This is a genomic window from Clostridioides sp. LIBA-6622, assembly GCF_056716095.1.
This window is the reverse complement of record NZ_CP196998.1, coordinates 3,860,025-3,883,890: the sequence shown is the minus strand read 5'-3', so window position 1 is coordinate 3,883,890 and position 23,866 is coordinate 3,860,025. Positions and strand designations below refer to the sequence as shown.

Annotated in this window: 20 protein-coding genes; 19 read left to right on the top strand and 1 reads right to left on the bottom strand. The window is 29.6% G+C overall.

All coding sequences use genetic code 11. The features are described 5' to 3' along the window. Positions 1-261: 261 nt before the first annotated feature. Entirely contained in the window at positions 262-1,743 is a 1,482-nt protein-coding gene (gene cls, locus ACTG47_RS18100) for a cardiolipin synthase (protein ID WP_169469836.1), read from the bottom strand. A gap of 317 nt (positions 1,744-2,060) precedes the next feature. Here cls and ACTG47_RS18095 point away from each other — a divergent pair, with 317 nt between their 5' ends. From ACTG47_RS18095 to ACTG47_RS18005, 19 genes are all read left to right on the top strand, one after another. Beyond that, entirely contained in the window at positions 2,061-2,831 is a 771-nt protein-coding gene (locus ACTG47_RS18095; RefSeq protein ID WP_479925585.1) for a formate/nitrite transporter family protein, read from the top strand. Positions 2,832-3,103: 272 nt separating this feature from the next. Next, a complete protein-coding gene (murB, locus tag ACTG47_RS18090; RefSeq protein WP_479925584.1) occupies positions 3,104-4,018 on the top strand; it encodes a UDP-N-acetylmuramate dehydrogenase in 915 nt (304 codons plus the stop codon). A gap of 3 nt (positions 4,019-4,021) precedes the next feature. Beyond that, entirely contained in the window at positions 4,022-4,738 is a 717-nt protein-coding gene (locus tag ACTG47_RS18085; protein ID WP_479925583.1) for a PHP domain-containing protein, read from the top strand. A gap of 27 nt (positions 4,739-4,765) precedes the next feature. Beyond that, the gene (rapZ, locus tag ACTG47_RS18080) at positions 4,766-5,623 is read left to right on the top strand and encodes an RNase adapter RapZ (protein WP_479925582.1); all 858 of its coding nucleotides are present in this window, start codon (positions 4,766-4,768) and stop codon (positions 5,621-5,623) included. Between the two features lie 11 nt (positions 5,624-5,634). After that, positions 5,635-6,741 (top strand): gluconeogenesis factor YvcK family protein, encoded by a 1,107-nt coding sequence (locus tag ACTG47_RS18075; RefSeq protein ID WP_479925581.1) that lies wholly within the window; start codon positions 5,635-5,637, stop codon positions 6,739-6,741. A 68-nt stretch (positions 6,742-6,809) separates the two neighbouring features. Further along, positions 6,810-7,235: an NUDIX hydrolase gene (locus ACTG47_RS18070; protein WP_003416968.1), complete on the top strand. Its 426-nt coding sequence runs from the start codon at positions 6,810-6,812 to the stop codon at positions 7,233-7,235. A gap of 16 nt (positions 7,236-7,251) precedes the next feature. Then, positions 7,252-8,205 carry a DNA-binding protein WhiA gene (gene whiA / locus ACTG47_RS18065; protein WP_479925580.1) on the top strand — a complete coding sequence of 318 codons (954 nt, stop codon included), beginning with the start codon at positions 7,252-7,254 and terminating at the stop codon, positions 8,203-8,205. Positions 8,206-8,356: 151 nt separating this feature from the next. Beyond that, positions 8,357-11,926: a DNA polymerase III subunit alpha gene (locus ACTG47_RS18060; protein ID WP_479925579.1), complete on the top strand. Its 3,570-nt coding sequence runs from the start codon at positions 8,357-8,359 to the stop codon at positions 11,924-11,926. A 208-nt stretch (positions 11,927-12,134) separates the two neighbouring features. Then, positions 12,135-13,094 carry a 6-phosphofructokinase gene (pfkA, locus tag ACTG47_RS18055; RefSeq protein ID WP_054271841.1) on the top strand — a complete coding sequence of 320 codons (960 nt, stop codon included), beginning with the start codon at positions 12,135-12,137 and terminating at the stop codon, positions 13,092-13,094. Between the two features lie 51 nt (positions 13,095-13,145). After that, entirely contained in the window at positions 13,146-14,906 is a 1,761-nt protein-coding gene (gene pyk / locus ACTG47_RS18050; protein ID WP_169469829.1) for a pyruvate kinase, read from the top strand. Between the two features lie 174 nt (positions 14,907-15,080). Continuing rightward, entirely contained in the window at positions 15,081-16,439 is a 1,359-nt protein-coding gene (gene rlmD, locus ACTG47_RS18045; RefSeq protein ID WP_479925578.1) for a 23S rRNA (uracil(1939)-C(5))-methyltransferase RlmD, read from the top strand. 211 nt (positions 16,440-16,650) lie between these two features. Then, complete coding sequence (locus ACTG47_RS18040) at positions 16,651-16,797, top strand: glycine zipper domain-containing protein (RefSeq protein ID WP_479925577.1); 147 nt, start codon at positions 16,651-16,653, stop codon at positions 16,795-16,797. A gap of 650 nt (positions 16,798-17,447) precedes the next feature. Beyond that, a complete protein-coding gene (locus ACTG47_RS18035; protein ID WP_021386311.1) occupies positions 17,448-17,849 on the top strand; it encodes an RNHCP domain-containing protein in 402 nt (133 codons plus the stop codon). 122 nt (positions 17,850-17,971) lie between these two features. Continuing rightward, a complete protein-coding gene (gene rsgA / locus ACTG47_RS18030) occupies positions 17,972-18,919 on the top strand; it encodes a ribosome small subunit-dependent GTPase A (RefSeq protein WP_479925576.1) in 948 nt (315 codons plus the stop codon). A 338-nt stretch (positions 18,920-19,257) separates the two neighbouring features. After that, on the top strand, positions 19,258-19,989 hold the full coding sequence (locus ACTG47_RS18025) for an ABC transporter ATP-binding protein (protein ID WP_479925575.1): 732 nt from the start codon (positions 19,258-19,260) through the stop codon (positions 19,987-19,989). A gap of 250 nt (positions 19,990-20,239) precedes the next feature. Then, positions 20,240-20,677, top strand: a complete 438-nt coding sequence (locus ACTG47_RS18020; protein WP_479925574.1) for a hypothetical protein — start codon at positions 20,240-20,242, stop codon at positions 20,675-20,677. A gap of 555 nt (positions 20,678-21,232) precedes the next feature. Then, positions 21,233-22,228: an ABC transporter ATP-binding protein gene (locus ACTG47_RS18015; protein WP_479925573.1), complete on the top strand. Its 996-nt coding sequence runs from the start codon at positions 21,233-21,235 to the stop codon at positions 22,226-22,228. Next, positions 22,215-23,069, top strand: a complete 855-nt coding sequence (locus tag ACTG47_RS18010) for an ABC transporter permease (protein ID WP_479925572.1) — start codon at positions 22,215-22,217, stop codon at positions 23,067-23,069. The genes ACTG47_RS18015 and ACTG47_RS18010 overlap by 14 nt, the downstream gene beginning before the upstream one ends. After that, a complete protein-coding gene (locus ACTG47_RS18005) occupies positions 23,066-23,860 on the top strand; it encodes an ABC transporter permease (RefSeq protein WP_479925571.1) in 795 nt (264 codons plus the stop codon). The genes ACTG47_RS18010 and ACTG47_RS18005 overlap by 4 nt, the downstream gene beginning before the upstream one ends. Positions 23,861-23,866: the final 6 nt, after the last annotated feature.

Below are 23,866 nucleotides of genomic sequence, written 5' to 3'. Positions count from 1 at the left end.
GTTGACCCCAACCTTAATGTTGGTGAACAAAACCAAAACAATAAAGAAAGAACAATATACAACAATTTCTTTATTCATAAAAACAATGCAAAAAAGTTACCTATTAAAATAAAAACTATACTAGTCTATTATAATATAAAATAATTCAGAATAGTTAAAAAAAAATAAAAAAAATGAACTGAATTCAATAAAAAAAAAATAATATATATAAAAAACTTTAAAAAATAAACCGAAATATAAAATTTTTATAAAATAAAAGATTTATAAAACTGCTGATAATAGTCTAGAAATTGATTCCTTAATTTTTATATAAGTGGACCTAGAATTATATATCTCTAATGTTATTTCTTTTGACTCTAAAATATCATTTTCAAATATAATCCTTTGTTCCAATGCTTTTTTTGAAGAGTACATAAATGCATTTACTTCAAAATTAAGCTCGAAACTTCTTATATCCATATTGGCTGTTCCTATAGAGCAGATAGAATCATCTATAACTATCGTCTTAGCATGTAAAAATGCATTTTGTCCATAAGTATAAATTTTAGCTCCAAAATTTAAAAGTTCTCCAGCATATGAATATGATGCCCAGTATACAAAAGGATGGTCAGGTTTAGAAGGAATCATAATTCTTACATCAACACCAGATAAACAAGCTATTTTTAAAGTATCTATAAATGTTGAGTCAAGTATTAAATAAGGACTCTGTATATATATATACTTTCTAGCCTTCTGAATCATTTTAAGGTAACCGTATTTAATTTCGTCAAGCTCTGATATATCTGGACCACTTGATACTATCTGAATCCCAATATTTTCAGAAGGATGATTAGAGTTTGTTTCTTCTTCTATAAAGTACTTTTCTAAGTCTAAATCCTCTTTAGTTGTGTATCTCCAATCAAGGATAAATCTCATGTTTAGGTCAATTACACAATCACCAGTAAGTTTAGTATGTGTATCTCTCCATAGACCAAATTTTGGATTTCTACCTAAATATTCATCACCAACATTATATCCACCTACAAACCCTACTTTACCATCAATGACAACAATTTTTCGGTGATTTCTATAGTTTAAGTTAAAGTTTACAATTTTTAAAAATGATGGGAAGAAACTTCCAACCTTAACACCACTTTCTTTAAGTCTAGAAAGTGTACTATTTTTTAGTGTTCTACCACCAACGGCGTCAAATAAAAGTCTTACCTCGACACCTTCTTTAGCTTTAGCTACTAGAATGTCGATTATTTCAGTTCCGATTTTGTCATCTTTGAAAATGTAAAATTGTATGTTTATATATTTTTTAGCCTTTTTAAGTTCATCAAGAAGACTGTTAAAAAATTGACTAGACTCAGCATAAATCCACACATCATTATTATTGGTATAATGAGCATTATTTGAATTAGCTAATGCATAAATCATATCCTTATGTTGATGTATGTCTGAATCAATTTCAGAAGTAGATTGTAACTTAACCTGAGTATCTAGTATGTTACTTTTGATTATCTTGTCATCCTTTTCTTTTAATCTAAACATATTGTTTTTTGAAATGTTTCTACCAAAAGCTATATAAAGTATGAATCCAAGTGCAGGGATTAATACTAATATAAGAAGCCATGTTAGAGTTGTATTTATGTTTCTTTTTTCCCTAAAGATAAGGTTTAGTATAACCATGAAATTAATTATATATATTGTAGTAACTGCTATTTCATATATTGACACTTCGAAAAATGATATATCAAACATAAAATTTCCTCCTTCAAATATTTATTAAAATAAGTAATTATATATAATAACACAAACATATATCTATTATATATAATACCTCAACAATAAAAAAGTAAAATAAATAATCGAGAGGTAAATTTTTCAAATTCAATATAAATTATTTCGAAATTAACAAAGTTGGTATATAATAAATAATATAATTATATGAGACAACTATATATATGCATATAGTATATTTTTTATATTAATAAAATTTATTATATATCATATTGTTATTATATAATTATTGCCATAAAAAGACAAGGAAAAGTATAATTTTTAAGGGGGAAGGATTTATGAGTAAAGGATTCTTGACACCTGGGGAAACAGCACAAGCAACAATAAGTGCTGGCATCAAAAAAGCGAATATTTCAACACAAAATGCAATTTTATTAGGTTTATTTGGAGGAGCATTTATAGGGTTAGGGGCATTGGGAAGTATGATAGTTAGTCAGACTTTTGCTAAGATAGACCCAGGGGTAGCTAGTTTTTTAAGTGCTATGGTCTTTCCAGTAGGTCTTATGCTTGTAGTGGTAGCAGGAGCAGAGTTATTCACTGGAAATACTTTAATGCTTATTCCACTTATGGACAAAAAAATAACATTAGGAAAAATGTTAAGAAACTGGGGACTGGTTTATTTTGCAAATTTAGTAGGTTCAATTTTGTTAGTAGCACTTGTATTTTATTCTTCTACATTGACAGGAGATGCAGCTACAAAAGCTATAGCCGTGGCAGAAGCTAAAGTTAATTCGACTATGCTTTCCATGTTTTTAAAAGGAATACTTTGTAATGTTCTAGTAGTCTTATCTGTATGGATGGCTACAGCATCTCAAGATGTAATGTCAAAGTTAGGTTCATGCTGGACAGTAATAATGCTATTTGTGTTATGTGGATTCCAACATAGCGTTGCAAACATGTTTTTTATACCAATGGGAATGGTATTAGGAGCAGATATTACTATGGTTCAATTCATAACTAATTTGCTATTTGTAACACTTGGAAATATCGTTGGAGGTTCTGTAATAGTTGGAGGAATTTATTATCTTTGCTATGTTAAAAATAGTTAGATAAATAATACGAATTAAATTGCCTTTTAAAGCATTGATATCAGTGATATTGATGCTTTTTTTAAATTATTTATATTCTTTTATATATTGTTATTTTTTTTTTTTTAATTTATTATATATTTATTGAATATAGTTTGTAATTAAGAAACTTAAAATATAAAATCCATATGATAAGCAAAATCATATATTATTGAATATAGTTAATACTATATATTAATGTAATTTAAATAAGAATGACAGCTAAAGTTCAGTATAATTTGGGAGGAAATACAATGAATAATCAAGATATATATGAAAATTTATTAAATATATTAAGTAAAGATGATATAAAAGTTGATGAACCTATGAAAAAGCATATTTCATTTAGAGTAGGAGGACCTGCAGATATATTGGTTAGACCCAGAACAGAAGAACAATTAAAAAATGTACTTCTTTTGGTAAAAAAAGAATCTATTCCATATTTAATAATCGGAAATGGTTCAAACATTTTAATTAAAGATGGTGGAATAAGAGGCATTGTAATAGAGTTAGCAGATAATTTCAATTCTTATGAGATAAATGATACTAGAATGATTGCTCAGTCAGGAGTTTTATTATCAGTTTTAGGTAAAGCTCTTCAAAAGCAGGAATTAAAAGGATTTGAGTTTGCTTCGGGAATACCTGGAACATTGGGAGGCGCATTAGCCATGAATGCTGGCGCATATGGCGGTGAAATGAAAGATATAGTAAAGTCAGTAAGATTGATGGATATGGAAGGAAATATATTTGAACTATCAAATGAACAGATGGAATTTGGGTATAGAAAAAGTATAATATCAAAAAATGGCTATATAGCTTTATCAGCAGAATTAGAATTACAAAAAGGAAACTATGATGAAATAAAAAGTTTAATGGACGATTTGGCAACAAGAAGAATAACTAAACAACCATTAAATTTTGCTAGTGCAGGAAGTACGTTTAAGAGACCAACAGGATATTTTGCAGGTAAATTAATAGAAGAAACTGGATTAAGAGGTCTTACTTTGAGAGGTGCACAAGTATCTGAGAAGCATTGTGGATTTGTAGTTAATAAAGGAGAAGCAAATGCTAAAGATATCTTAGATTTAATATATGTTATAAAAAGTGCCGTACATGCCAAGTTTGGGGTTATGTTGGAAGAAGAAGTCAAAATACTTGGAGAGGATTAACAAATGAAAATATTGGCTGATTATCATACACATACATTATATAGTCATGGAAAAGGGACTATTGAAGACAATGTAAAGGTGGCCATTTCTAAAGGAATAAAGACAATAGGGATATCAGACCATAGTTATAAACATATTGCATATGGCGTAAAGAAAAAAGATATTCTTAAAATGAGAGAAGAAGTAAACCATTTGAATGATAAATATAGTGATATAAATATACTCTTGGGTATGGAGTGTAACATATTAGATGATAAAGGCAATATAGATATGGATGATAAGTTCATTAAAGAATTTGATTATATTATGGCTGGATATCATTTTGGTTCTACTCCAACATCATTAAAAAGTTTATTGAATCATTGTAATAATTATGTATTCAAAACTGAAAAAGCAAAGGAATATAATACAAAAGCTGTAATAAATGCTATGAGTAATAATGATATTTTTGTAATTACTCATCCTGGAGATAAAGGCGATGTATATATAGAAGAAGTAGCAAAGATAGCAAAAAAGACAGATACTAGACTTGAAATAAATAGTAGTCATTCTTTTTTAAATGTGAATCAGTTAAACAAGATAAAAGAGTTAAAAAATACATTTGTAATAGGCTCAGATGCACATTGTCCACAAAGAGTTGGTGACTTTGAGCTAGCGATAAAGACTATATCTGATTCTAATCTAGATGTATCGTTAGTAGAAAACATTATAATAGAATAAACATAAGATAAAAGGGAGGAGTTAGCAATGAAATTTGTTATAGTTACAGGTCTTTCAGGATCTGGAAAAAGTGAGACAATGAGAGCTTTAGAGGATATGGGATTTTATTGTGTAGATAATCTACCTCCTGCTTTGATAACTAAATTTGCAGAATTATGTTATCAACCAAATTCAAGTATTGATAAAGTTGCTCTAGGGATAGATATAAGAGGAAGAAAGTTTTTTGAGGCTCTTCACGAAAGCTTAAATTACTTGGAAAAAGAAAATTATGAATATGAAATGGTCTATTTGGATTGTAATGATGATGTATTGTTAAAAAGATATAAAATGACGAGAAGAAATCATCCATTGGCAAAAGACATGCAGATTCCAGAAGGTATAAAGATGGAAAGAAAGATAATGGAGCCTTTAAAGGAATTATCTACATGTATAATTGATACAACTAATATGAAGCCAAAAGACCTTAAAGAAGAAATAAAAAAAATATATTCTTCTGGTGAAGATAATCCAAACTTAACTATATCTGTAGTATCTTTTGGATTTAAACATGGTATACTTGCTGATGCAGATTTAGTATTCGATGTAAGATTTCTTCCAAATCCCTATTATGTTGAAGAATTAAGGTCTAAAACTGGTGATGATAAAGAAGTTAGAGATTATGTTATGAATTCTAAAATCAGTGAAGAATTTTATATAAAACTTTTAGATATGATTCATTTTTTAGTGCCTCAATATATAGAGGAAGGAAAACAACATTTAGTAATTGGTGTTGGATGTACAGGTGGAAGACATAGGTCAGTTACTATAACAAATCTTATAGCGGAGGATTTATCTAATAAAGGATATAGGGTTGTAAAGAAACATAGAGACTCTATGTTACGATAATGGAGGCAAACATGGCTAAATTACTTATTATTGTAGGAATTTTAGGTTGGATTGCATTAATTGTATCGTTATTTATATATAAAAAAGCAAAGAATGAAAAAGTAAAATTGTTTCAAAGGTCTATTGTTGAAAATAGAGACCCAAATGTGGTCGTGATAGGTGGAGGTACTGGTCAGTCAGTATTTTTAAGAGGTCTTAAACATACTACACAGAATATAACTGCGATTGTTACTGTTGCTGATGATGGTGGAGGTTCAGGTGTACTGAGAGAAGACTTAGGAATGCTACCACCAGGAGATATAAGAAACTGTTTACTAGCACTTGCAAATATAGAACCAACAATGAATGAAGTCATGCAATATAGGTTTACAGAAGGACTTTTGAAAGGTCAGAGTTTTGGAAATTTATTTCTGGCTGCTATGAATGGACTATATGGAAACTTTGAAAAAGCTGTGTATAAATTAAGTGAGATTTTTGCTATAACAGGAAGAGTTTTGCCAGTAACTTTAGAAGATGTAAATTTAGTTGCTAAATTGGAAAATGGCAACATAATAAATGGAGAATCTAGCATACCTAAAGAATCAAAAAGTCAAAAAAGCTCTATTGACGAAATTTTCTTAAATCCAAAAGATGTCAAACCATTAAAGGATGTTATTGCTTCTATTTATGATGCTGACATTATAATCATGGGCCCTGGAAGTTTATATACAAGCATAATACCAAATTTACTTGTAGATGGAATTGTAGAGGCCATTAAATCGTCTGTAGCGCCAAAGGTATATATATCAAATATAATGACTCAACCAGGAGAGACAGAAGGTTACAACGTATTAGAGCATGTTAATGCTATAGTAAAGCATACTGATGAAAATTTGATAGATTATGTAATAGCAAACAATGAAATATTACCCGAGGAAATGCTTGACTTATATAGACAGGATGGAGCAGAACAAGTTTTGCTAGATAAAAAGCAAAAAGAAAAATTAAAAGAGCTGGGTATAAGAACTGTAGAAAAGAATTTAATTGAAATAAAAAATAATTATATAAGACATGATGCAAAGTATATATCTAACATAGTTATTGAGTTAGCCCTAAATCATAATTACAACAAAAGTTAGTAAAAAAGGATTTTAAAAAATTGTGTAGAAATCCTTATCATTATGTTAGTTTTAAGGAGTGAACATCGATGAGAGAAGAGGTTAGTGCTGGTGGTGTAGTCCTGTTTGGCAATACGATTCTTTTACTAAGGAAGTTCAATGGAGATTGGGTGCTACCCAAAGGAAAAGTAGAAGAAGGGGAAAATAACCAAGAGGCAGCATTACGTGAAGTAAGTGAAGAAACTGGAGTAAAAGCAGATATATTGAAATATTTGGGTGAAATACATTATACATTCAAAGAAAACTGGGATGAAAACAGAGCAGTTCATAAAACAGTTTTTTGGTATTTGATGCAAGCAAAGAATATGGATACTATTCCACAAAAAGAGGAAGGCTTTATTGATGCTAAATTTATCCATCTAGATAGAGTAGTAGACCTAGCTAGGTACGATGATGAAAAGGAGATAATAAAGGTCGCATTACAAGAAATAAAAAAAAGGTTAAAGAAAAATTAGTTAATGGGTGATAGATATGTCTTTTTCAACTGAAACCAAAAATGAACTAGCGAGAATTGTATCTGAGAATGAATGTTGTAATATAGCTGAATTATCAGCTCTAGTCAAATCAGGGGGAAGTATACAAATTGTTGGATATAAAAAGCTAAATCTAAAGATAACAACAGAATTAAATTCAATAGCCCGAAAAGTATTTAAGTTATTAAAAAAGAATTTTAATATTAATACTACAATCTCTGTAAATAAGAATCAAATGTTGAAGAGAAATAACAGTTATGTATTAATGGTAACAAGTGAAATGGGTTCAGAAATGTTATTAAAAAGATTAGGTATACTTGAAGATAAAGAAGGCTTTTTTACTATAAATAAAATTCCAGATAACTTAATTAAACACGAAGTATGTAAAAGAGCTTTCATAAGAGGAGCTTTTCTTGGTGGAGGTTCTATAAGTGACCCAGAAAAGAACTATCATATGGAATTTGTGACTAACAACGAGGAGTTTGCAGAGTCTTTAAAAGAACTTATAAACTCTTTAGGTTTTAATAGTAAAATTGTGGCTAGAAAAAATAATCATGTTGTTTATATTAAAGAGAGTGAACAAATATCTGATTTGCTGAGTATTATAGGAGGACACCACGCTCTTTTAAGTCTCCAAAATACTAAAATAGTAAAAGAAATGAGAAACAATGTAAACAGGATAGTAAATTGTGAGACAGCTAACCTTTCTAAAACAGTAAATGCAGCAGTAAGACAAGTAGAAAATATTAAGTTTATACAAGAAACTATAGGAATTAGCAGTTTGCCAGAAAATTTACAAGAAATAGCTAAGATTAGAATTGAGTATGAGGATATGACTCTCAAAGAACTTGGAGAGATGTTAGAGCCACCAATAGGAAAATCTGGTGTCAATCACAGGCTCAGAAAAATAGAGGAAATCGCGACAGATTTGAGAAAAAAATCATTGCAATAAATTGAGGGGACAATCTCAGAATAAGCATTAATTTCTAACATATATATGGAATATGTTGAAGTTAATCCCTATTTTGAGATAAAAGTCTCTGTTTTTGTTTTAAGACATATATTTGTGGTAAAATTAAATTTATAAAACAGGAGGTGATTTAATGAACAAAGATTTTGCTCATCTTCATGTACATACTGAGTATAGTTTACTCGATGGATTTTCGAGGGTGAAAAAACTTATAAAAAGAGCTAAGGAGTTAAATATGAGCTCAATAGCTATCACTGACCATGGTTGTATGTTTGGTGTTATAGATTTCTACAAAACAGCTATAGAAGAAGGAATAAAGCCAATTATAGGGTGTGAAGTTTATACAGCTGCACGTGGACTTAGAGATAAAGACCCAAACTATGATAAATATCAAGGACATTTAGTTCTGTTAGCTAAAAATATAGAAGGTTATAAAAATTTAATAAAAATAGTTTCAACTTCATATGTAGAAGGTTTTTATTATAAGCCTAGAGTTGACATGGAAGAACTTAAAAAACACAATAAGGGAATTATAGCACTTTCTGCATGCCTTGCAGGAGATGTAGCACGTGCCTTAATGAATAGAAATTATGATAAGGCGAAGCAATTTGCTATTGATTACAGAGATATATTTGGAGAAGAAAATTTCTTTTTAGAGATTCAAGACCATAATTTACCTGAACAGAAAGAAGTAAATTCTGGATTAGTGAAGTTATCAAAAGAGACTGGTATTCCAATAGTTGCAACTAATGATGTTCATTATGTAAATAAGGAAGATTCAAAGATACATGATGTACTTATGTGTATTCAAATGGGAAAAACATTAAATGACCCAAATAGAATGAGATTTGGTAGTGATGAGTTCTATTTAAAATCGAGAGAAGAAATGGAAGAACTATTTCCATATGCATTAGAGGCTATTGATAATACTACGAAAATAGCTGACATGTGTAATGTAGAGTTTGATTTTAATACTATACATCTTCCTAAGTATGATGTTCCAAAAGGATATACACCAGAAACTTACTTAAGGGAGTTATGTTTTAATGGATTAAAAGAGAGATATGATAATCCTAGTGACGAGGTGCTAGAGAGACTAAATTATGAATTAGATGTAATTGAGAAAATGGGTTATGTGGAGTACTTCTTAATTGTATGGGATTTCATAAATTTCTCTAAAGAAAATAATATTATAGTAGGACCAGGTAGAGGTAGTGCAGCAGGTTCAATAGTAGCATACACACTTAAAATAACTGATATAGACCCAATAAAATATTCTCTCCTGTTTGAACGTTTCTTAAATCCAGAACGTATATCTATGCCAGATATAGATATAGATTTTTGTTATGAGAGAAGAGAAGAAGTTATAGATTATGTAAAGAGAAAATATGGTGATGACCATGTCGCACAAATAATAACTTTTGGGACAATGGGTGCAAAAGCTGCAATAAGAGATGTTGGAAGAGTGTTAGATATAGGTTACAATAAAGTTGACAAGATAGCCAAAGAAATTCCTTTTGCTTTAGGAATGACAATAGATAAAGCTCTAGATACAAATCCTAATTTTAAAGAATTATATGACCAAGACCCTGAAACAAAAGAGATAATAAATATATCTAAACAGATAGAAGGTATGCTAAGACATGCTTCTACTCATGCAGCAGGAGTAGTTATATCAAAAAATCCTGTGGATGAGTATGTCCCTTTATATAAGCATCAAGATGCAATAACAACACAATTTACTATGACAACACTTGAAGAACTTGGTCTTTTGAAGATGGACTTTCTTGGATTAAGAACACTTACAGTTATAAGAGATACTCTTGATTTAATAGAAAAAAATAGAGTTATAAAAAATTATACAGAAAAAATAGACTTTTCAAAGATGGATTATGATGACCCAAAGGTATATGAGATGCTTTCATCTGGAAATACATTAGGAGTATTCCAATTGGAGAGTGCTGGTATGAGAAGCTTTATTAAGCAACTAAGACCAGACAACTTTGAGGATATTGTAGCGGGTATATCTCTATTTAGACCAGGCCCAATGGATTCTATACCTGCATATATAAAAAATAAAAGCAATCCAAATGATGTAACATACCTACATGAAAAACTAAAGCCTATAATGGAAGTAACCTATGGTTGTTTGGTATATCAAGAACAAGTTATGCAGGTTGTTAGAGATTTGGGTGGTTATAGTTATGGTCGAAGTGACTTGGTTAGAAGAGCCATGAGTAAGAAAAAGATGGATGTAATGGAAGAAGAAAGACAATATTTTATTCATGGTAAGTTTGATGAAGATGGTAACATAGAAATTGCAGGTTGTATCAGAAATGGTGTAGAAGAAGAAATAGCTAATAAAATATTTGATGATATGATAGATTTTGCTCGTTATGCATTTAATAAATCACATGCGGCAGCATATGGAGTTTTAGCATATGAGACAGCTTATCTAAAGACATATTATCCAGTTGAATTTATGGCAGCATTGATAACGAGTGTTATGGGGAATACTGACAAGGTAGTTGAGTATATAAGAGAATGTAAAGCATTAGAAATAGATGTATTGCCTCCAGATATAAATAAAAGTTTTTCAAAGTTTTCAGTTGAAGGGAACAATATAAGATTTGGTCTAGCAGCTGTAAAAAATGTTGGTGTAAATATAATAAACAACATAATTGATGAAAGAGAATCTAATGGGTTATTTATAGATTTAGTAGATTTGGTTAAAAGATTAGACCAAAAAGATACAAATAAGAGAGTAATAGAAAGTCTAATAAAATGTGGAGCATTTGATAACATAAGTGAAAATAGAGCTAGTTTAATGGCAGGATATGAAAGCTTATTAGAAAGTGTATCTATGGATAGAAAGAAAAATGTTCAAGGTCAGATTTCTCTATTCGATGCTTTTGGAGATAGTGAAGAAGATAATGATTTTCAACAAATATATAGTTTACCTAAAAGGCAAGAATATGAAGAAAGAGAAAAACTTAACCTTGAAAAAGAAGTATTAGGAATGTATGTAAGTGGGCATCCTTTATCACAATTTGAAAAAGAGCTGCAAGAAAAGACATCTATAGATAATGTAAAATTAAATTCATTAAAAGAGGATGAAGAAGCATATATACAAATGAATGAAACAGAGGCCATAATGGGTGGAATGATTGTAAATAAAACTATAAAAACTACAAAGCGAAATGAAATTATGGCATTTATTGAATTAGAAGATTTGTATGGAGCTATAGAAATAGTAGTTTTTCCCCAATTATTACAAAAATATAATGTGATTCTAAATGAAGATAATATAATCTATGTGAAAGGAACATTAAGTATAAAAGAAGGAGAAAATGCAAAACTTATAGCTAGAGAAATAAAAGATATAAACGATAATACTGATTTTGCGAATAGAAACTACAATTCAGGAAGAACTAAAAGTATACAAAATATTAAACCAGAAAGTGGTAAAAAATTGTATTTGAAAATAAATAGTATGTCTGACACAGATACAACCAATAATATTGTAGAAATAGCTAAACAACATCCAGGTAATGATAGTATATATCTATATCCTATGGATGAAAATATAAATGGTAAGCGTAAAGCATATAAAATGACAGGAATATTGACTTGTATATGTGATGAATTTATAAATAACTTAGAGACGTTACTTCCTAAAGATAACATAAAAATAAAAGCTTAGTTTTTTGGATAAAAATCTAAATATATTATAATAATATGAAAAATATTGTCCGTTTTGTGATATAATATCACAAAATGGACATTTAAGGACATTTAATTTTTTTAGTCTTGATGGGATTGAAAAATGATATAGGGACAAAAAAAGTCCATTAACATACAATAACAATGATTATAATAAAAAATTGACATAAAATCCAAGGAGGTAGAAAATGAAAACTATAGGATTACTAACAAGTGGAGGAGATGCTCCAGGAATGAATGCTGCGATTAGAGCGGTTGTAAGGTCAGCAATATATTATGGATGCAAAGTATACGGAATTAATAGAGGATACAAGGGATTATTAGAGGAAGACTTAACTGAAATGAACTTATCTTCTGTTGGGGATATCATACACAGAGGAGGAACTATATTAAAATCTTCTAGATGTGAAGAATTCAAAACAGAAGAAGGTAGACTAAAAGCAGTAAAAATTCTTAAAAAGTATAAAATCGACTGTTTAGTTGTAATTGGTGGAGATGGCTCATTTACAGGAGCTCAAAAACTTAGTGACTTAGGATTTCCAGCTATAGGTATACCAGGAACTATAGACAACGATTTAGCATATACAGATTATACTATAGGATTTGATACTGCAATGAATACTATTATAGATGCTATAGGTAAGATAAGAGATACATCTTCTTCTCATGAAAGAGTTAATATAGTAGAAGTCATGGGAAGACACTGTGGCGACTTAGCTCTATATGCAGGTCTTGCAGGAGGCGCTGAAACTATAATAGTGCCAGAAGTAGAAATTAAAGTAGATGAAGTTGCTTTAAGACTAAAAACTACTCAAAAAAGAGGAAAGAGACATAGTATAATCGTTTTAGCAGAAGGAGTCGGAAGTGCTAGCGATTTAGAAAAGGAACTTAAAAAAGAGTCAGGAGCAGATTTAAGAGTAACTGTATTGGGGCATGTCCAAAGAGGAGGAAGCCCAACTGTATTTGATAGAATATTAGCAAGTAGACTTGGTGTAAGAGCAGTAGAATTATTACTAGATGGAAAATCAGCTAGAGTTGTAGGAATAAAAGAAAATAAGATAATTGATTTAGAAATAAGCGAAGCTTTAGCTCAAAAGAAAGTATTTGATAAAGAAGCTTATGAGATGGCAAAAATATTATCTATATAAGTTTTAGTATTAAAAATAAATCTTTGGAATAATATCTCAGGAGGAGCAAATATGTTAAATAATGTAAAGAAGACAAAAATTGTTTGTACACTAGGTCCAGCATCACAAAGTGAAGAAGTTTTAACTCAACTTATGCAAAATGGTCTAAATGTATGTAGATTTAACTTTTCTCATGGTTCACATGAAGAACATAAGGAAAGAATAGATATGGCTAAAAAAGTTAGAGAAAAACTAAATAAGCCAGTTGCTATATTATTAGACACAAAAGGTCCAGAAATTAGAACAGGTAATTTTGAAGACCCAGAGGTATTTTTAGAAGAAGGGCAAAAATTCACTATAACTATGAAAGATGTTATGGGGACTAAAGAAATGTGTACAGTAAGCTATAAAGGACTTGCTGAAGACGTTAAAGCAGGAGATTCTATATTAATAGATGATGGTCTGGTTGGATTAAGAGTAAAAGAAATAAATGGAGAAGACATAGTTTGTATTGTTGAAAACTCAGGAATAGTTAAAAATCATAAAGGAGTAAATGTACCTGGTGTTAAGATAAATTTACCAGCAATAACTCCTAAAGATGTAAGTGATATAGAGTTTGGAATAAGTGAAGGTATAGATTATATAGCAGCTTCTTTTGTAAGAAAAGCATCTGATGTATTAGCAATAAGAGAAATACTAGAAAACAATAATGCAACTGATATACAAATAATATCCAAGATAGAAAACCAAGAAGGTGTAGAAAACTTAGATGAAATATTAAAGGTTTCTGATGGTATAATGGTGGCTAGAGGTGATTTAGGTGTTGAGATACCAACTGAAGAGATGCCAATAGTTCAGAAAATGATGATAAAAAAATGTAATGAACTAGCAAAACCAGTTGTAACTGCGACTCAAATGCTTGATTCTATGATAAGAAATCCAAGACCAACAAGAGCAGAAGTTACAGATGTTGCTAATGCTATATATGATGGAACAGATGCGATAATGTTATCTGGAGAAACTGCTGCTGGAAAATATCCTGTAGAAGCAGTAAAAATGATGGCTACAATAGCAAAAAGAACAGAAGAAACTTTAGATTATGATAGATTACTAAAGGAAAATGGAACTAATAATGTTACTGTAACAGATGCAATAAGTCATGCAACTTGTACAACAGCAGTAGATTTAAATGCATCAGCTATAATAACATCTACTTCTTCAGGATATACTGCTAGAATGGTATCTAAGTTTAGACCAAAATCTCCGATAATAGCAACTACAAACAATGAAAAGACTATGAATAAACTAGCTCTTACATGGGGAGTTTATCCAGTTAAATCTTCTGTTGCAGGAAATACAGATGAAGTTATAGAAAAAGCAATAGAGGCAGCTAGACAAGCAGATTATATAGATAATGGAGAATTAGTAGTTATAACTGCTGGAGTGCCAGTAGGAGTAAGTGGAACTACTAACTTAATAAAAGTTCATGTAATAAGTGAAGAAATTGTTCAAGGTATAGGTGTGGGTACTCAAACAGTAGAAGGTAAAGTTCGTGTAATAAAAAATGGGGAAACTTGTATAGATTTCAATGAAGGAGACATACTTGTTTCTACAACTACTGATGCTGAAATGAACAATTATATAGAGAAAGCAGGAGCTGTAGTAACTGAAAATGGTGGAATGACATCACATACAGCTATTGTAGGCATAAATTTAGATATACCAGTTATTGTATCTGCAACAGATATAACAAATCTAGTAAAAGATGGAGAAGTTGTAACTGTGGATGCATCAAGAGGTGTGGTATATAGAGGTTCAACTAGAGTTTTATAGGAAAAATAATAAATTTATTTATCAAGGGGCTTTATAAGCTCCTTTTTTTTTGGTAAAATAAAATATTGTAGCTTAGTAAAAAATATAGTTTAGTTAATAGCAATATTTTAATATAAATTTAAAGGAAAAAGTTTGTAAAGATTTAAATATAATAGATTGATTGGAGGGTGATTTATGCTTTCGAAAAACGAAGTGTATATTGTAGATATAGTAGACATTGGACAAGGCGGAGTAGGAGTAGGAAAGTACAATGGTATTACAGTTTTTGTAGAGGGCGGATTAATACAAGATAAAGTGAAAGTTAGGATTAATAAGGTAAAGAAAAATTACGCTGTAGGAGATATTGTTGAAATAATAGAAAAGTCTCCATTTAGAGTAAAAAGAGTGTGTAATGACAATCTTAGGGATTGTGGAGGATGTCAGATACAGGATTTAGATTATAATAAGCAACTTGAAATGAAAACGAATGAAGTTAAGCAAGTACTTACGAGAATAGGTAAGTTAGAGGATGTAGAAGTTCATGATACTATAGGAATGGAGAATCCATATAGATATAGAAATAAAGCACAATTTCCAATACAAAAAAATGATGGTATTCCAATTATTGGTTTTTATAAAAAGAAGACTCATGATGTAATATCGACAGAAAAATGTGTAATACAACATGAGATAAATGATAAAATTGTTAAGATAATAAAAACATATATAAGAGCCTATAAGGTAAGTATATATGATGAAAAGACTCATGCAGGATTAATTAGACACTTGGTAACCAAAATAGGTTTTACAACTAAAGAAGTGATGGTTGTATTAGTAGCTAATGGAAATAAACTTCCATATCTTAAAGAATTAGCTTCAGTGCTTAAGGAAAATATACCTGGTTTTAAGACTTTGGTTGTAAATATAAATCAAAAAGATACTAATGCTATTCTAGGAAGAGAAAATATAGTTGTCTATGGTGATGGTAAAATAAATGATTATATAGGTGATTTAGTGTTTGAGATTTCGCCATTATCATTTTTCCAAGTGAATCCTGTCCAAACTAAAGTATTATATGATAAAGCTCTTGAGTATGCAAATCTAAAGGATACTGATACTGTTTTTGATATTTACTGTGGTATAGGTACGATATCTTTGTTTTTGGCGCGAAATGTTAAAAAAGTTTATGGAATAGAGATTATAGAAGACGCTATAAACGATGCTAAGATAAATGCTAGATTAAACAACATACATAATGCCGAATTCTATGTTGGTAAGGCAGAAGAGGTTGTGCCTAAGATGTATAGTGAGGGTAAAACTGCTAATGTTGTAGTTGTAGACCCGCCTAGAAAAGGATGTGACGAAAAGGTTTTAGAAACTATTGTTTCAATGAATCCTGAGAGAATTGTTTATGTTTCTTGTAATCCTTCTACTTTAGCTAGGGATTTAGATTATCTAAATGTACATGGATTTAAATGTGTTGAGGCACAACCTGTAGATATGTTCCCTCATTCTACACATGTGGAAACTGTAGCTAAGATAGTCAAGAAATAGTAACATTTATATAGATGATATATTGTATTTGCCACTGTAATTTAATTTCGGTGGCAAATTTAGTTTATAAATTAAAATTTTAAAATGATAAATTAAGGAAAAAAGGCTATAATCTTATAAAATTTAAGAATGTAAGATATGCACTTTTAAAAAGCAATATAGATTATTTTAATATAATATAGATAAATATGGATAGGAGAGAGTAAGAAACATGAAAGATGAGAATGTAAGTTATTTGGGATTGGGATTATGCTTTGGTGTTATTTTGGGTTTAGTATTTAAAAATTTAGCTATTGGTATATCCATTGGGTTACTTATTGGAGTAGTATTAGATAATAATAAAAACAAAACTAAATAAAGTTTTTATAGTAGAGTATAACTAAAAATAAGAATTTATTTTAGTTTTTATAATAGAAAAGAGAGAACGTTAAATGTATAAGTATATTAAATTGTAGTTGAATGTAAAAATATTTTATGGTAAAATAGCAATAATATTATTAGAAAAGGAGAGTTTTGCTTGATGTCGGAGTTATATATAATGGTAAACAACAAATAAATAGTTGGAGACGCATATATTCTGTATAATCAGAATTTTTAAGTGTATTTTTGATACATTTAATTATTGTGTCTTATTCTGCCTTTATAGATAACTAACATATGACAACAAATAATAATATTATATATTACTTTGTTAAATTGTGGTGTAGTGGGCTTTAATCTGCTACACCTTTATTAATTTTACATAGTATTATTTCGAATATAATTATGTTGAAATAGAAAATATTAAATTTTCTAGTCCACAGGAGTTTTCTGTTTTTGTGTAGGTAAATATATACCACATAAAAAGGCAGATATAAATACCTGTGGACTTTTTTTGTTAAAAATAAAAGATATTGAGAAAATAAGCATTATTGAACTTAATGAGCGGACAGAGTCTTATAACAGATTTTAAAAAGAATTGAGACCTAGTGGAAATCGTAAAATGTTTATTTTAAGGAGGATTTAAAAATGAATTATACAAATAGAAAACGAGCTTATTATCAGGATAATTCTTGCCTAGATAATTTTATCTGCAAAAAGTGTGGTTGTCTTGTAGTTCCTGAAGGTTCTGGGACACAACATAGAAATCATTGTCCACATTGCCTACATAGTCTTCATGTGGATATTATTCCTGGTGACCGTGCTGCAGATTGTGACGGTAATATGGAGCCTATTGGAGTGTGGGTAAGAAAAAATGGTGAGTGGGCAATTATTCATCGTTGCATACGATGTGGTCATCTTAGTTCTAATCGAGTGGCAGCAGATGACAATCAGGTAAAATTGATGTCGATTGCACTAAAACCATTGGCACAACCACCATTTCCACTGGAAAAAATCACTGAAAAATTAGAAAAGGAGGAAGAAAAATGAAAGATGTAAAACAGATTGATTTACAGGAATATGGTCTGGATAATAGCTTTATAACTCAGAGTATCGAATATAATGGTCTGTATATTGCACGTATTGTATCACAGGAAAAGAATATTTATCATGTGATATGTGAGAGTGGTGAACTTTTTGCAGAGGTATCAGGAAAGTTACGTTTTGAAGCTACTATACCATCTGACTTTCCAGCTATTGGAGATTTTGTTATGTTAGACCGATGTACTGGTAAAAATGGTAATGCTATTATTCATCATGTGCTTCGTAGAAAAAGCTTATTCATGCGTAAGTCTGCTGGAAATACAAATGAGGAACAGGTAGTTGCAGCTAACATGGACATTGTTTTTCTGTGTATGTCACTAAACAAGGATTTTAACATTCATCGATTAGAGAGGTACTTGTCTATGACATGGGAAAGTGGAGCAATTCCAGTAGTAGTACTTACTAAAGCGGACTTATGCAACAATTTGTATCGTAAGCTACATGCAATTAATTCTGTAGCTTTGGGAGTAGATGTAGTTGTTACTTCAACTATAGAGCTAGATGGATGGCAACAGCTTTCCAAGTATATTAAATCAGGTTGTACTATTGCTTTGCTTGGTTCATCAGGAGTTGGAAAATCTTCATTAATTAATTGTATGTTGGGTGAAGAACTTCTAAATACAAAGCAAATTCGCATAGATGATGATAAAGGGCGACATACCACAACTAGACGAGAGTTGTTTTTAATCTCAGGTGGCGGTATTGTTATTGACACACCAGGTATGCGAGAGTTGGGAATGTGGGATGTTTTAGAGGGATTAGATAAAAGTTTTGCAGATGTAGAAGCTTACTTAGGAAAATGTCGTTTTCGCAATTGCACTCATACCTCAGAACCAGGATGTGCTATTTGGGAAGCTATTGCACAACAGGAACTCTCGCCTAAAAGATGGGAATCATATCGTAAGCTAAAAACTGAAGCAGTATTTGCAGACGACAAAAGAAACTATTTGGCGGAAAAAGAAAAGAAATTTAAAAATATATCAAAGTTAAATAAAAAATATTTTAAAAATAAGTAAGATAATTAGGATATGAGTGCAGCTGTTTTTATTCTGTTCAGTCATCTTCTTAGTCTATATACTATTAATATGTTAGATTTGCCACCAGTTTGTACTTTAACAAGGTTCTGGTGGCAAACTTTGTTTATTGTTTTATTTAAATAACTAATAATCGTCATCATATTGACAATATTTTAAACTTATGATAATCTATAATAGTCAATATGATGACTATTATAGATTTGCTAAGAATATTTGATTTATGTAACTGTATGTAAAGATATGTTACTGTTTGTGCATAGTAACTAAATACAAAGTGAAAAGAAGTATCTATTAACTAAAACATGAGGAGATATTATATGAATAATAAAATTATTAATGTTCAAAACTTAACCAAAACCTTTGATAGGAAAGAAGTTATTTGTAGATGTAATATGACAGTTCCACAGGGGGTAATTTATGGATTTCTAGGAGCAAATGGTGCAGGAAAAACAACAATTTTTAAACTTATAGCAGGATTATTAAATCCAACCTATGGACAAATAAATATTTTCGGTTTAGATATTAGTAAAAACCATAATAAGATATTGAAACGACTTGGTTGCATGATTGAATCTCCTATTTTTTATGACCATCTTTCTGCTACAGAAAATTTAGAAATGCACCTTAAATATATGGGTTATATTAATGATGACATTGAAAAAACATTAAATGATGTAGGACTTGTTAGTACGGGGAAACAGCCTGTATCCCAATTTTCTCTTGGCATGAGACAACGATTAGGAATAGCTAGAGCAATTATTCATAAGCCGAATATTTTGATACTTGATGAGCCAATAAATGGGCTAGACCCAATGGGAATACGTGAAATGAGAGAACTTTTTATAAGACTTGTTCAAGAAGAAAATATGACTATTCTAATATCTAGTCATATTCTTAGTGAAATTGAGCATATTGCAGATATTATTGGTGTGATTGTAAATGGTAGTATTGTGGAAGAAATTACTTTATCATCTATTAAGGAAAAATTTCCAGAGGGGTTAGAAGAGTATTTCTTTAATATTATGAGTGGAGGAAATACATGTGAATAATTTGATGAGGTTAGAATTAAGGCGTACCAATATTAAAAGCTATTTAATAGCTACAGGAATCATTACTATGTGTAGTCTCTGTATGCTATATATGTTTGCATATATGTCTATGATAGGTTCAGATGGGGAATTTTTTGGTTATATAGGTATACTATCTATTGTTAGTTCTATAAATATGACATGTTTTTGTGTACTTGGTTCTGTCATGCACTCGCGATTTATTATTGATGAATATATTGGCAAACGAGCTATGTTACTATTTTCTTATCCAATTGAAAGAAAAAAGATGTTTTATTCTAAATTCTTACTAGTAACTTTATTTACTGTTGGAGGAATAATTTTAAGTAATTTACTAATGTTTGTTATTTTTTTCTTAAGCGAATCAGTTTTTCCAATTGTTAATGATAATCTTTCAATTAGTATAATAATTAAGTCTATTTTTATAACATTGATGATGGCTATTATAGCAGGGGGATTTTCAGCAATATCAATGTCAATTGGGTTCAAGCGTAAATCTGTACCAACAACAATTGTGGTCGCAGTAATACTTTGCGCTTTAGTTACTAATATTTTATCCCTTTCAACTCTTACAATGATACCAACAATCGCTATTACAGTACTTTCAATAATAGTTTCGTTTATTAGCACGAAATCACTAGCTAATAAAATAAATTATTTAGAATCATAAATAGAACTAAATATGAGTTATAATAAAGTCAAATTGAAAAACTATCTATTACATCTGCTCATTAGTATATATCATAGATATTTCTAAATATATCAGAGTTTTAATCTATGCTTGAATGCAAATAATCTTTATGATATGATGTCAATAAGAATACTATGAGAGGAGTGCCTTGATGTCGGAGTTATATAATGGTAACCAACAATTAAATAGTTGGAGACGCATATATTCTGTATAACCAGAATTTTTAAGTGTATTTTTGATACATTTAATTTGTGTGTCTTATTCTGCCTTTATAGATAACTGACATATGACAACAGATAGTATTTGAAATATATATTACTTTGTTAAATTATGGTGTAGTGGGCTTTAATCTGCTACACTTTTATTAATTTTGCATAGTATTATTTTGATTATAATTATGTTGAAATAGAAAGTATTAAATTTTCTAGTCCACAGGAGTTTTCTGTTTTTGTGTTGGTCAATATATGCACAGAAAAAGGCAGATGTACCTGTGGGCTTTTTTTATATAAATTATTAAATATGGAGGTAGTTGAAGTGAGTATAATTGAACTTAGTCGACTGACTAAATCTTATAAAAGGTTTGAGAAAGAGCCAGGTCTTATAGGAAGTGTAAAATCTTTATTTAACAGGAAATACACAGAAAAAATAGCTATATCATCATTTGATTTAAAAGTGGATGAAGGCGAATTTGTTGGATTAATAGGTCAAAATGGAGCTGGCAAAACTACTCTTGTTAAGATGCTAACTGGTATTATTGCGCCATCTTCTGGAGAAATATCTGTTATGGGTTATTATCCTAATAAACTGGAAAATAACTTTAAAAAACAATATGCTGTTGTTATGGGACAAAAAAGTCAACTATTCTTTGAATTGACACCAGCAGATACATTTCTTTTATTTAAAGAGTTATACGATATATCTGATGAAGAGTATAAAAGAAACCTAGATTACTTTATAGAATTATTTGAGGTATCAGACTATCTTAATGTTCAAGTTAGGACACTTTCTTTAGGAGAGAGAATGAAAATGGAATTAATAGTAGCCCTTCTCCATAACCCTAAAATATTATTTTTAGATGAACCAACAATAGGTCTAGATGCAGTGGCACAAAAACAAATTAGATATTTTCTAAAAGAAGTGAATGCAACAAAAGGGACTACTATTATGCTTACTTCTCATTATATGGAAGATATTAAGAGTTTATGTAGTAGAAGTATCGTTGTAGAAAATAGTCATAAAATATATGATGGCTCTACAGAAGAATTGTTTAATCATTTCCAAAAATATAAAAAAATAACAGTTAGTTTCGCTGACGAAACTGATATTAAATTTCCAAAAGATTGTAAAATCATTGAGCAAACGAAGCATAAGATATCAGTAGTTATGCCAAAAGAAAGAGGGAATGAAACTGTTAAATGGATTTTTGATAATTATGATGTCAAGGATGTGATAATTGAAGAAGAAGATATAGGTAATATTGTAGAGAGAATATATAAGAAAGGAAGTGAGGAGTATCGTGAGCAACTATAATCAGGTATGTTCTAGTCATTCAATGTTTTATAAATTTAAACAGAATATCCGAAGATATTATGAAGTAGCCAAAATTAATTTCAAAGTACAACTTATCTGGAGATTTGATGTAGTAGTTAATATGATGTTTACTATTATAAAAATTTTATTTGCTTATATCTTATGGAAAGCAGTTTTTGGTGAAAATAAAATAGTTTCTGGCTTTACATTTAATTCAATGTTGTCTTATTACATAATAAGCTCATTTTTATCAGGTATTGATATGTCAAAGAGTACTAGTGAAGAGATATGTAATCGTGTGAAACTAGGTACATTTTCAAAATATATGATTATTCCAATTAATGTTCAAAATTATTTTATTGCTAAAAATTTTGGAATGACATGTTTTTATTTTGTATTTAATATGATTTCTGCATTTGTATGGATTTTCATATTTAAATTGGATTTTGCTTTTACATCCAATCCAGTTCAAATAGTGATTTCAATCTTAATGATTTCTTTAGGGCTTATTTTTATGATGCAACTCCATTTCTTTATTGGAATTTTATCGTTTAAATTTCTTGAAATTGGATTTTTTAGAATGATAATTGAAAACATCTCTGAATTTGTTACAGGAACAATGATACCACTTATACTTTTACCAGAACTTGTAGTAACAGTCATGAAGATATTTCCATTTTATTATACAGCATATTTACCATCTATGTTACTAATAGGAAGAAATAGCAATGAGGCAGTACAAGGGTTGATTATTATATCATTATGGGTTCTGCTCTTTTTTATAATGAATAAACTTATGTATAAAAGAATGAGAACGCTATTTGATGGGGTGGGGATATGATGAAAAAAAATTTCAAAATAATATTTATGTTACTAAAGATGAAATTATCAAAGATGATGGTATTTAGATTTGATTTTTTTGGAGCATTTTTTGTAGACAGTTCGTTATTTATATTACAACTATTAATGTTTAATGGTATATATTCTCATATAGACTCAATAGGAGGTTGGCAACATGGAGAGATGTTAATATTTATAGGAACTTTTTCATTAATAAATGCGATAAATATGACAATTTTCTTTTTTGGTATCTATGATATTCCAAGAAAAATTCAAGAAGGAGAATTAGATTATTATATTACAAAACCAATAGCCCCACTATTTAGATTGACATTTGAAAATATTAATATTGGTTCATCCCCATTAATTTTGGCAAGTATAATCATAGTTTTATATGGGGTGTCTGAATTAAATCCAAAGATAACTTATATCACAGTAATAATGTATATCTGTATGGTGTTATTGATGACATTACTTTTCTATGATGTAGGTATTATACTTCGGACAGTTTCATTTTTTGTTATATCATCTTCCGCTATAATGAGACTAGAAGATAATTTATTACCAATGAACATGAAAATACCTGGCGTAATATATGAAGGTGTTTTTAAATTATTATTCTATTTAATTTTACCATATGGAATTATGTCAACAATTCCAACTCAAATTTTGGCAGGAACAATAACAATGAATGGATTGATATATTCAATCTTAATTGTATTTTTGTTTACATTATTTATGTGTAGATTTTGGAAGTTAGGTATGAGGCATTATAAAAGTGCAAGTAGTTAATATAAA

Bases quoted from the DNA above. Each gene is read 5' to 3' on its own strand.
- ACTG47_RS18085 (WP_479925583.1), top strand. From the start codon at position 4,022: ATGAAAATATTGGCTGATTATCATACACATACATTATATAGTCATGGA.
- ACTG47_RS18005 (WP_479925571.1), top strand. From the start codon at position 23,066: ATGATGAAAAAAAATTTCAAAATAATATTTATGTTACTAAAGATGAAA.
- cls (WP_169469836.1), bottom strand. From the start codon at position 1,743: ATGTTTGATATATCATTTTTCGAAGTGTCAATATATGAAATAGCAGTT.
- murB (WP_479925584.1), top strand. From the start codon at position 3,104: ATGAATAATCAAGATATATATGAAAATTTATTAAATATATTAAGTAAA.
- rlmD (WP_479925578.1), top strand. From the start codon at position 15,081: ATGCTTTCGAAAAACGAAGTGTATATTGTAGATATAGTAGACATTGGA.
- whiA (WP_479925580.1), top strand. From the start codon at position 7,252: ATGTCTTTTTCAACTGAAACCAAAAATGAACTAGCGAGAATTGTATCT.
- ACTG47_RS18020 (WP_479925574.1), top strand. From the start codon at position 20,240: ATGTTACTATTTTCTTATCCAATTGAAAGAAAAAAGATGTTTTATTCT.
- ACTG47_RS18040 (WP_479925577.1), top strand. From the start codon at position 16,651: ATGAAAGATGAGAATGTAAGTTATTTGGGATTGGGATTATGCTTTGGT.
- ACTG47_RS18075 (WP_479925581.1), top strand. From the start codon at position 5,635: ATGGCTAAATTACTTATTATTGTAGGAATTTTAGGTTGGATTGCATTA.
- ACTG47_RS18025 (WP_479925575.1), top strand. From the start codon at position 19,258: ATGAATAATAAAATTATTAATGTTCAAAACTTAACCAAAACCTTTGAT.
- ACTG47_RS18060 (WP_479925579.1), top strand. From the start codon at position 8,357: ATGAACAAAGATTTTGCTCATCTTCATGTACATACTGAGTATAGTTTA.
- ACTG47_RS18035 (WP_021386311.1), top strand. From the start codon at position 17,448: ATGAATTATACAAATAGAAAACGAGCTTATTATCAGGATAATTCTTGC.
- pfkA (WP_054271841.1), top strand. From the start codon at position 12,135: ATGAAAACTATAGGATTACTAACAAGTGGAGGAGATGCTCCAGGAATG.
- pyk (WP_169469829.1), top strand. From the start codon at position 13,146: ATGTTAAATAATGTAAAGAAGACAAAAATTGTTTGTACACTAGGTCCA.
- ACTG47_RS18095 (WP_479925585.1), top strand. From the start codon at position 2,061: ATGAGTAAAGGATTCTTGACACCTGGGGAAACAGCACAAGCAACAATA.
- rapZ (WP_479925582.1), top strand. From the start codon at position 4,766: ATGAAATTTGTTATAGTTACAGGTCTTTCAGGATCTGGAAAAAGTGAG.
- ACTG47_RS18070 (WP_003416968.1), top strand. From the start codon at position 6,810: ATGAGAGAAGAGGTTAGTGCTGGTGGTGTAGTCCTGTTTGGCAATACG.